This window comes from Photorhabdus temperata (genome assembly GCF_025384845.1).
Taxonomy (GTDB): domain Bacteria; phylum Pseudomonadota; class Gammaproteobacteria; order Enterobacterales; family Enterobacteriaceae; genus Photorhabdus; species Photorhabdus temperata.
Genome location: NZ_JAJAFX010000007.1, coordinates 109,732 through 118,511 on the forward strand (window position 1 = coordinate 109,732; position 8,780 = coordinate 118,511).

Here is an 8,780-nt window from a genome sequence, read left to right on the forward strand (position 1 = left end):
TAAATAGATGTTAGAAAGCTATCGGCATTCTTAAATAAGAATTAACCTAAAATATAACCTGTTAATAATGTAAAATTGATATTGAGTTATTTATCAATTAAATACAGCGTCATATATAACATGCTGATATACCCAAACCCCATCAATTCGTCCGTGGAAACTTGCCTCGCCACCAATTTCACCACCGGTCTTTACACCAGACCCCAAGCCAAATGTGTGAAAATTATTGAGTGTTTCACCCGAGGTTGATATAGGATTTAATTTTACATTAGTCAGCAAACCATATTTATCACTTTTAAATTCAAGAGAAATATTATTTTTATCAACGATTTCAACAAGTTTGGAGTGATAGCCCGTACAGTGAATTAATAAATCGTCACAATTAATACATTGAATAACCTCATCACCAGATATTTCTGAGATATTTAAAATAGAGATATTTTCATGTTTTCCTGCTTTAAGTTCTTGAGCAAATCCAAAAGAGTCATATCTCAGACCTGAATATCGATTAACCCGGCCACTTAAAGGACAGATATCTTCCTGGGTGAAATCATAGCCGTAAGATTCCGCACTTGCAGGTGAATCAAAAAACAGCTTGAAATCTTTATTAACCAGAACATTTATCTTGCCGGTAAACTTTAATTGTTCTATCAGCCGAATCAAACAGGAAACAGAACTGTGTGACGAACCTAATATGGATATACTTTTTATATCACCTTTATTGATGACTTCATCATAAGCACCTTTAATGAAATCACCTGAAGTCATATTATTACTATTATGTAATAATCTGGATTCGTTCGAGTTTCCACCTATATTAAACAGGACTTTTCTCGTTGATACAATATAGTCTTCATTATCTTTATGATAAGTTATATCATAATCACCATTTTCATTCTGCTTGATCTTTTTTACTTCCGCACCGGTCAATACGCCAAACTGATCACCATATTTATTTTCCTGAATAAAACGTGCAATTCTCTCCAAATATTGACCGACAAACCTCAATTCAACCGGTTTATCTCTATTGGCACTAAAATATTCCCACTCTGAGGTTGATCTTATATATTGACTTAATTCATCATCACAACCGTCAAACTTCTCTAAAAATACACTACCTAAAGAGTTCGCAGTGATTTTATATTTCTTTAATGCACCAGAACCGACCATATCTGTTTTTTCTAAAATCAGACAATGTTTTACAGCTTCATCTTTTAATAAATCTGGAATTAAAGAGATATTTGCAGGACCTGCACCACACATTACAACATCATAAAACTGCTTATTCATTGACAAACCCTAACATTTTTAACGAAATTTGCGTTTCAATAACATTCCCGGCAAACTCATGACGAGTCTGTTTATAACCCAATGGTTGCCCATCCAAACCCGCCTTGATGACATCAACATGACTAATTGTTTTATTTTCATTACGTGAATAAACCAACAGCTCCTTCTGATAATCAAATGCCAGACAAGGAATACAACTCAACTTAAGTGTTTTGGCTAATTCAAGTCTATGATGACCATCAATCACCACATTCGTTGCTTCATCAATCCAGATTGGTTGAGTCCAAAAACCTTCAAGTTTAACTTTTTCTATTAACTGCTCAACACGAACAGGACAATGTAATTCAGTTGGTCTAAGATTCGAGACTTCTTCTAATATTAATTTCATGTTTATCCCTTAGTTTAAACATACGGCAAAAAATTACCAACACCAACACACTTAATATCGCTAATAATTGAAATAACACGCCACCATCAAAGAATTGAATAACAGTACCACCCACTAATGGAGAGATAGAAAAACCGATACTATAAAGTGATGCTGCGCCAAAATACGCACCACGTAAATCATTTGGCGCCAAACGATCGATAAAAACATTCACACATGGAAACAAAATAGTTTGACTGATACTCATGGTAAAAGCAGCCAGATACCACAATAAATAAACATCATAATACTTAAATGAAATAAAAAACATTAATTCAGATAAAATGAGTAATACCGTGCCTATTTTTATTTTCGTTTCTAATGACATTTGCTGGGTTAACATGGAAAACGGTAACTGCATAACCACAATAGTTAGCGCATGTAGCATAATAAGCGAAGCAATAAACTCAGCATATCCACTAAACCCTAATGAAGTAATTAACTGCGGCAGAGTTGAATCAAAATGACCAAAAATAAACATCATGAGAATATTATTGATGACCAACATTAAAAACACCCGATCATTCAATAAAATCTTTATCGTACCTTTAAAATCATCATCATTAGTTAAATTTATTTTTATTTTTTTCCCAAATAGATAAACCGGGATCATAAAAATCACATAGGATACCGACACAATCAGAAAAGAGATAGAATTAATATCCAGGCTTAACTTTACCCCTAAATAAGGCCCAACTACCGCACCCGCATTCAGAAATAAGTACCTTAAATACATGGCATTCTCTCTTACCTGCTTTTCTTCGATAATATCGCCGATAACTGCTTTTATTGGATTATTAACCAGCGCCCAAGAGATATTCGCTAATAACGTGCCAATAATAAAACCAGACTGATGCTCAGATAGCCATAATATTAAATATGCCAATGAAGAGATAAGACAGCCAATGATAATTATCCTGGCCCGACCCACTTTATCCGAGAAGTAACCAGCATAAAAACTTAATATTGATGAAATCGCAATAGATAAAGAGAGAACTAACCCAATCATCGATGCAGTAAAATGGAACTTTGTATATAATATGATGGAGATAAAAGGCCATACCATCATTGATGTTGACCTTGTTACAAAAGTCCCCAGAAATAGACCCCATATACATGCCGGGATGGATGTATAACTTTTAAGAGAAAAATTTTTCATTGTTATGTTCTTATATTATTTATATTGGTATCTTTTAAACCAAGCATTTAAAATATTTATAAAAGTCCATAAAATCCACTTGCCTCTACAAAAACCAAATGTAGAAGCAAGCGTTAGGATGATCTGTACGATAAAGCAAATTCAACGATGTATAACTTGTCTTTAATATATTATCAAAACAGATGTTAATTGCAAACAAAATATGACATTTTTGTTACACGTTAAACGCAGAGCAAATGCTTGTGATGTTAATGAGCAACATAATGACATAAGTACTTTGCACTTTAACAGGCGAAAACACGGGTAAAAAGGGTCCTTAATCTCAGATAAAAACCTTTCAGTTCAATCTTTATCTATTCAAATATTGATCAATTAACGGAAAAACTCAGCTTAATTTAACTAAAAAATAAGCTGTAATATTATATTCAAAGTGAAATAGATAAATAAAATTGTATTTTAGTTTAATAGCTAAACTCTGGTGGGGATAATTATTATTTATAGATTTATATAAGGCCATCTAAGATAAAACTGGAAACCATTCCACAACCCCAAAATATTCACTCACTAAAACTGAGATTAGTAATGAGTTTATTCTTTAGTTTCATTAATGAGAGTAATGATATATTTAAGCAGAGAGAATTGCCTTATCATCTCAACTCATTTGATATTAACAATAGGATTTTGGGAGCTTGTCCGTTATCTTATTTGGTGGCGGCAGGTGGCGTCGCGCTGATTACCGCCGGTGCCTTAATGGTCGCTCTGGGCTGAAAAACAAAAATCCGCAACAGCCTGTGACAGCTATTGCGGATTCTTCAATCGAATCAAATATCAAACGGCGGCAAAAACCTGGTTAACAATATCCTGCGCTTCGCGTTCAATCTTCTCCCGATGTTCAGGGCCAAGGAAACTTTCACAGTAAATCTTATAGGCTTCCTCCGTTCCTGATGGACGGGCGGCAAACCAACCATTTTCTGTCATCACTTTCAGGCCGCCGATTGATGCGCCGTTACCGGCGGCATTCGTCAACCGGGCAGTGATGGGATCACCGGCAAGCTTATCTGCTGTCACCATTTCTGGCGACAGCCTGGCTAACAACGCCTTCTGCTGATGGCTCGCGGGTGCCTGAATACGGCTATAACTCGGTGTACCAAAACGGGCGGCTAACTTATTGTAACGCTGCTGTGGATTTTCCCCTGTCACGGCGGTTATTTCTGCTGCCAGCAAACAGAGGATAATCCCATCTTTATCCGTGGACCACGGCGTACCATCGAAACGCAGGAAAGAAGCCCCTGCGCTCTCCTCACCGCCAAAGCCCAATTTACCTTGATGCAAACCGTCAACAAACCACTTAAAACCGACCGGCACTTCCACCAATTTACGACCAAGATCAGCAACCACCCGATCAATCATGGCACTGGAAACCAGCGTTTTACCTACCGCAACGCTTTCTGACCATTGCGGACGATGACGGAACAAGTAATCTATCGCGGTTGCCAGATAGTGGTTTGGATTCATCAAACCGGCTGGTGTGACAATACCGTGACGGTCATAATCAGGATCGTTGGCGAAAGCCAGATCAAACTTATCGCGCATTGCCAGCAAACCGGCCATTGCCCAAGGGGATGAGCAATCCATGCGAATGACACCATCATGATCCAGATGCATAAAACGGAACGTCTGATCTACCTGATCATTCACCAATGTCAGATCTAGGTTGTAGTGCTCACCGATACGCTGCCAGAACGCAATGCCGGAACCCCCCAATGGATCAATACCGATTTTCAGCCCGGCTTTCTGGATAGCGGCCATATCAACCACATCACCCAGCGCAACGACATACGGCTCGACTAAATCTTGCTGGTGCAGATATTCACTGCTCAATGCCTGAACGAATGGCAGACGCTTAACGCTTTTCAGACCTTCTTCGAGCAACTCATTAGCACGACGTTCGATAATCGCGGTCAGATCCGTATCGGCGGGGCCGCCATCAGGTGGATTATATTTAATACCGCCATCTTCCGGTGGATTATGGGATGGCGTAATCACAATCCCATCCGCCTGCGCCTTACCTTGACGGTTATAGCAGAGGATGGCATGAGAAATCGCCGGAGTTGGCGTAAATCCATTATTTTCCTGCACAATCACATGCACATTATTGGCGGTCAACACTTCCAGCACAGAAATAAAAGCCGCTTCTGACAACGCATGGGTATCTTTACCCACATAGCAAGGGCCGTTTATTCCCCGCTGCTTACGGGCTTCCACAACTGCCTGAGCAATTGCCAGAATATGCGCTTCATTAAAGCTACTGCGCTGAGAGCTGCCACGATGGCCGGATGTACCGAATTTAACCTTATGCACCGGGTTTTCCGGCTGAGGATGTAAGGTGTAATACTGTGAAGTCAGTTGCGCTACGTTTATCAGATCACTTTGGCGGGCAAGTTGCCCCGCGCGCGGATGATTTGCCACTTTATCTCTCCTGGATGGCTGCACCGCCTTGACTGTTGCAGCGCAGCTTTAGTCAGTTAAATCGTGCCACACACCTTTTCAATAAGATTGGCTGCGAATTGCATATCCCGCATAATTTGTTCAACCATATTACGCTTACGGTCAGTATTGGTGTTAGTAATGACCCAAAAAGGTGTGCCCGGAATATGACGAGGTTTGGTTTGTTTGCCACTGGCAAGCAACGTCTGTTGATCACCGGCAAAATAAACACGGGTACGACCATGCATAGCATCGGTTGTCTGAGAAAAACTTTCACTGTTCAAGCTGTATAACGTGGATAAGATCGACATAAAGCGATCAACTGATTTTTTCTTCTCAGAATAGTCATCTGAAAGTAACAATTCACGAATTACACGAACAGAATCCCGCGGGCGAGATACTGATGTTTTCTCCACAGCGCTAAAAGGCTGCACGTTTTGTACTGGCTGCTCGGCGTTAAATTTCAGCATCCGCCGTAAAATATCAGATGCACTTTCACCGATATGTTGTGTGTGGCTGGCAATATAGCGGTAAAGGTCTTCATCAACTTCTATCGTTTTCATTTCTATCCAGTACTGTTCTAAATAAAAAATTTAGCCGGATTATAAAGTATAAAAGGAGAAAACAAAATAGGTAAAATTTCAATAACTTAATAGTGTTTCAGTGTGAAAAACAATATGACAAGGCAGGCGATTTTCATCTAAAACAAATCAATCAGTTACATGGATATTGAGAGGCCTTAGCCAGAGTTTTCTGTCCCTTTCCTCCGTCAATTCTACGACATGCAATCGATAAAAATCAGTTGGAGATAACCGGATATCCCTCCAATTCATATCAATAAAGGATTTCTGTTTCTGGATTTAGATAGCTATAAACTCTTATTGCTATCGTTAATGAGCTCGATAATACTAAATCCGAGCAAGGTTCAAATTTTTCACAAGGTTCCCACTGCTCATTTTCATATTGCCCTTTTGCTCCGGAAAAAAAACAATAACGTTCAAAAATATCTATTTTATCTTGAGGAAGTTGAGTATATGTCTGAAAATACCCCTGTCGCCATGCCATATCGTTCACAACAAAAGGAGAAAATAGTAAGTTATTCTTACTACAATTAACCTTATCCTCTTTTCTTTTCGTTATATCTTTATAGATATAGATAATATTAAAGTCAGTCTGCCCTTTGGCAAACTCAATCTCATTCTTGGCAACCATGCCATGTACAAAACCAATACTTTCAATTTCCAACGTAAATAAATCACCGACTTCAGGACGTTTGAGCTTACGCTTCCCTTTCTTTACCATTGCAACTATAGCATCTGAATGTATTTCTTTAAGTTGATTGCTCATGAATACCCTCCTTTCTTACTTTATCCCCACCGGGGATATGCAACTATCCATCAAAGAGTAGCTTCTCAATAACTATGCACATAGATAGGTCATGAATAAAGCCGAAAGATCAAAAAGGATCTTCCGGTTTTGCCAAATACTATTTAAGTATTTATTTCAATAAATAATATCATATGTAAAGCAATATTGCATTCCAGATTCCTCAATTAAAATGTAATAAAATCATCATGCTAAAATTATATGTATAACAATGGGTTGAAGAAGGCCATGTGTAGCAGAATTATGAAACGTTATTTAGGACAGCCCCTAATTTTATTTATAATTCATTTTCTACCCAACAAATTATTTCCTTTTTTATAGAGTCTGTATTTAATGAAGTATTCCATGCCAATATATCTTCCCCATCATAACAATCACTTATCATGAATAAATAAATTGCAGAGCTTCCTTTTTGAAAAATATTTTTGCTAATACAGTGATTCATTGCGTTAATAAAAACCCTAATAACACTATCTCTATGTTTTATAAAATCATAATCATTAGAACTAGCTAGCAGCTCTGCTGATACCATTGAAAGGGCTGTGTTATTATAAATATATTTATCGTCATTTTTAGATATAGATTCACTAAACCACTCTGAAGGGCTATATTTGTAAGTTAAAGGATACTCATTATCTTTTACTGAGTGAAAGTGATTATTTGTGTTAAATAATAAAGAAATAGACATAAAACTTTCATCAGTAAATAAACAAAAGGAACTGATATCCTCCCAATATTCTTTATCTTTTATATAGCTTATCATATCAACAATACCACTGATTATATTTTCTTCTAGTTTATCATAGTTCATAAATGCCTCATTTTCATATCATATCTTTTGCGAAAAGTTCGCCAAGTTTAACTAAAGTTTCTTTCACTGAACCTTTGGAAGCAACAGCTTTTCTCAAAGTTTCATTAACTTTCCTAGCTACATCTATAGTATGGTTTTTGTTTGGTGCCCATACAAAATTTTCTATACCATATATGGGATCAATTCCTGCTTCTCTCAATATCCTCTGGCTATCTTCAATATACTTTCTGGCTGCTATGGGCCCTTTTTGAAAAACTATGTGATGAGCATGTGCCCTTATCATCTGAATAGGAGCCATTGTGCCAGATAATTTAGAAAAGTAATCTCCCCATGAACTCAAGCTTTTAGATAGTTTTGCAGCGTCGAATACAGAATAACCTTGCTTTCTAAATTGCATATAACGAGCAAATCGTGCAGGACAAATAACCAGCCCCAGAGGATCGATCCAACCCGTGGGATTAGGCACGTAACTGTAAGGATTTACTCCTCCTGCTAACCCCAAAGGATCTTAGGGACTATCCCGACGCCATCATACAGTTTAGCGGACTTTTCCCCTTGATTTAGCCGCCTTTTTCTCCGCCGCTTTTTCCCGCCCTGTTAAAGAACATACCAACTCGCCCCGACGGGCACTTGGCCGATGTTAGCGCATTTTTTCCCCGATGTCAGTGTCGGGTTTTGCCCCGTTTTTCCTGCCGGAACCGGGTCTTATTGGGAACCCGTGGCGGCGGGGCAGCTTGCCTGCGCCGCTGACGCGGGTTGGCCGGGTGCGGGCCGGCGAGGCCCGCAGGTGACGCTGTTCAGCAGGGAAGCCCCTGGGGGCTGCACGGGGCGGAGATGGCGAGCACGGGGACGAGCAACGAAGCGCAGCGCAGTGCGAGCCGCGCGCAGCCAGTGCAGCGGGGTTGGGGCGGGGGCAATAAACCGCGGCCAGCTTGCTGGCCTGCCTTCAGGGCGGTTGACCTTAACGGACTGACCGACAACGGGTTAAGGCAGATTTTCGCCCCGGAGCCGCCAGGGACGGCGGCGACTGCGGCGGTGGGTTTTAGCATTGAGGCTGACAGCAGCGGGCGTAGCCCGGTGCGCCGCTGGGGCTGAGAAGCTCAACCCGGCGGCCAGCCGCTCACCTTTGTTGAGGTGGCCGCGCAGCGCCCTTGGGTGGGCGGCGCCGACATAATGTTTGTTATGCGAGGTGGGCCGTTCAGGCCCATTTTGCATAATGC

The 8,780-nt window shown here is 39.9% G+C and carries 10 protein-coding genes; 2 read left to right on the top strand and 8 right to left on the bottom strand.

Annotated elements, in window-relative coordinates:
• Positions 1–93: 93 nt before the first annotated feature.
• Genes LGZ99_RS04365 through LGZ99_RS04375 form a run of 3 tightly spaced genes read right to left on the bottom strand, consistent with a single transcriptional unit; the run spans position 94 to position 2,876 of the window.
• Positions 94–1,290 (bottom strand): hypothetical protein, encoded by a 1,197-nt coding sequence (locus tag LGZ99_RS04365; RefSeq protein ID WP_036839500.1) that lies wholly within the window; start codon positions 1,288–1,290, stop codon positions 94–96.
• On the bottom strand, positions 1,283–1,678 hold the full coding sequence (locus LGZ99_RS04370) for a ParB N-terminal domain-containing protein (RefSeq protein WP_021325078.1): 396 nt from the start codon (positions 1,676–1,678) through the stop codon (positions 1,283–1,285). The genes LGZ99_RS04365 and LGZ99_RS04370 overlap by 8 nt, the downstream gene beginning before the upstream one ends.
• The gene (locus LGZ99_RS04375; RefSeq protein ID WP_036839502.1) at positions 1,644–2,876 is read right to left on the bottom strand and encodes an MFS transporter; all 1,233 of its coding nucleotides are present in this window, start codon (positions 2,874–2,876) and stop codon (positions 1,644–1,646) included. The genes LGZ99_RS04370 and LGZ99_RS04375 overlap by 35 nt, the downstream gene beginning before the upstream one ends.
• A 582-nt stretch (positions 2,877–3,458) precedes the next feature.
• Between LGZ99_RS04375 and LGZ99_RS04380 the strand changes: the two genes are divergently transcribed.
• The gene (locus tag LGZ99_RS04380; RefSeq protein WP_023045634.1) at positions 3,459–3,644 is read left to right on the top strand and encodes a hypothetical protein; all 186 of its coding nucleotides are present in this window, start codon (positions 3,459–3,461) and stop codon (positions 3,642–3,644) included.
• 60 nt (positions 3,645–3,704) lie between these two features.
• On the opposite strand, the gene pgm is transcribed toward LGZ99_RS04380, so the two are convergent.
• From pgm to LGZ99_RS04405, 5 genes are all read right to left on the bottom strand, one after another.
• A complete protein-coding gene (pgm, locus tag LGZ99_RS04385; protein WP_262978885.1) occupies positions 3,705–5,345 on the bottom strand; it encodes a phosphoglucomutase (alpha-D-glucose-1,6-bisphosphate-dependent) in 1,641 nt (546 codons plus the stop codon).
• Between the two features lie 56 nt (positions 5,346–5,401).
• Positions 5,402–5,926 (bottom strand): replication initiation negative regulator SeqA, encoded by a 525-nt coding sequence (gene seqA, locus LGZ99_RS04390; protein WP_262978886.1) that lies wholly within the window; start codon positions 5,924–5,926, stop codon positions 5,402–5,404.
• A gap of 271 nt (positions 5,927–6,197) precedes the next feature.
• Positions 6,198–6,710, bottom strand: coding sequence for an Imm26 family immunity protein (locus tag LGZ99_RS04395; protein ID WP_036839506.1), 513 nt, complete (start codon positions 6,708–6,710; stop codon positions 6,198–6,200).
• A 316-nt stretch (positions 6,711–7,026) separates the two neighbouring features.
• Positions 7,027–7,560 carry a DUF4303 domain-containing protein gene (locus LGZ99_RS04400; RefSeq protein ID WP_023045637.1) on the bottom strand — a complete coding sequence of 178 codons (534 nt, stop codon included), beginning with the start codon at positions 7,558–7,560 and terminating at the stop codon, positions 7,027–7,029.
• A 13-nt stretch (positions 7,561–7,573) separates the two neighbouring features.
• Positions 7,574–8,062: an AHH domain-containing protein gene (locus LGZ99_RS04405; protein ID WP_152552748.1), complete on the bottom strand. Its 489-nt coding sequence runs from the start codon at positions 8,060–8,062 to the stop codon at positions 7,574–7,576.
• Positions 8,063–8,451: 389 nt separating this feature from the next.
• Here LGZ99_RS04405 and LGZ99_RS04410 point away from each other — a divergent pair, with 389 nt between their 5' ends.
• Positions 8,452–8,655: a hypothetical protein gene (locus LGZ99_RS04410; protein ID WP_262978887.1), complete on the top strand. Its 204-nt coding sequence runs from the start codon at positions 8,452–8,454 to the stop codon at positions 8,653–8,655.
• The last annotated feature ends 125 nt before the right edge of the window (positions 8,656–8,780 follow it).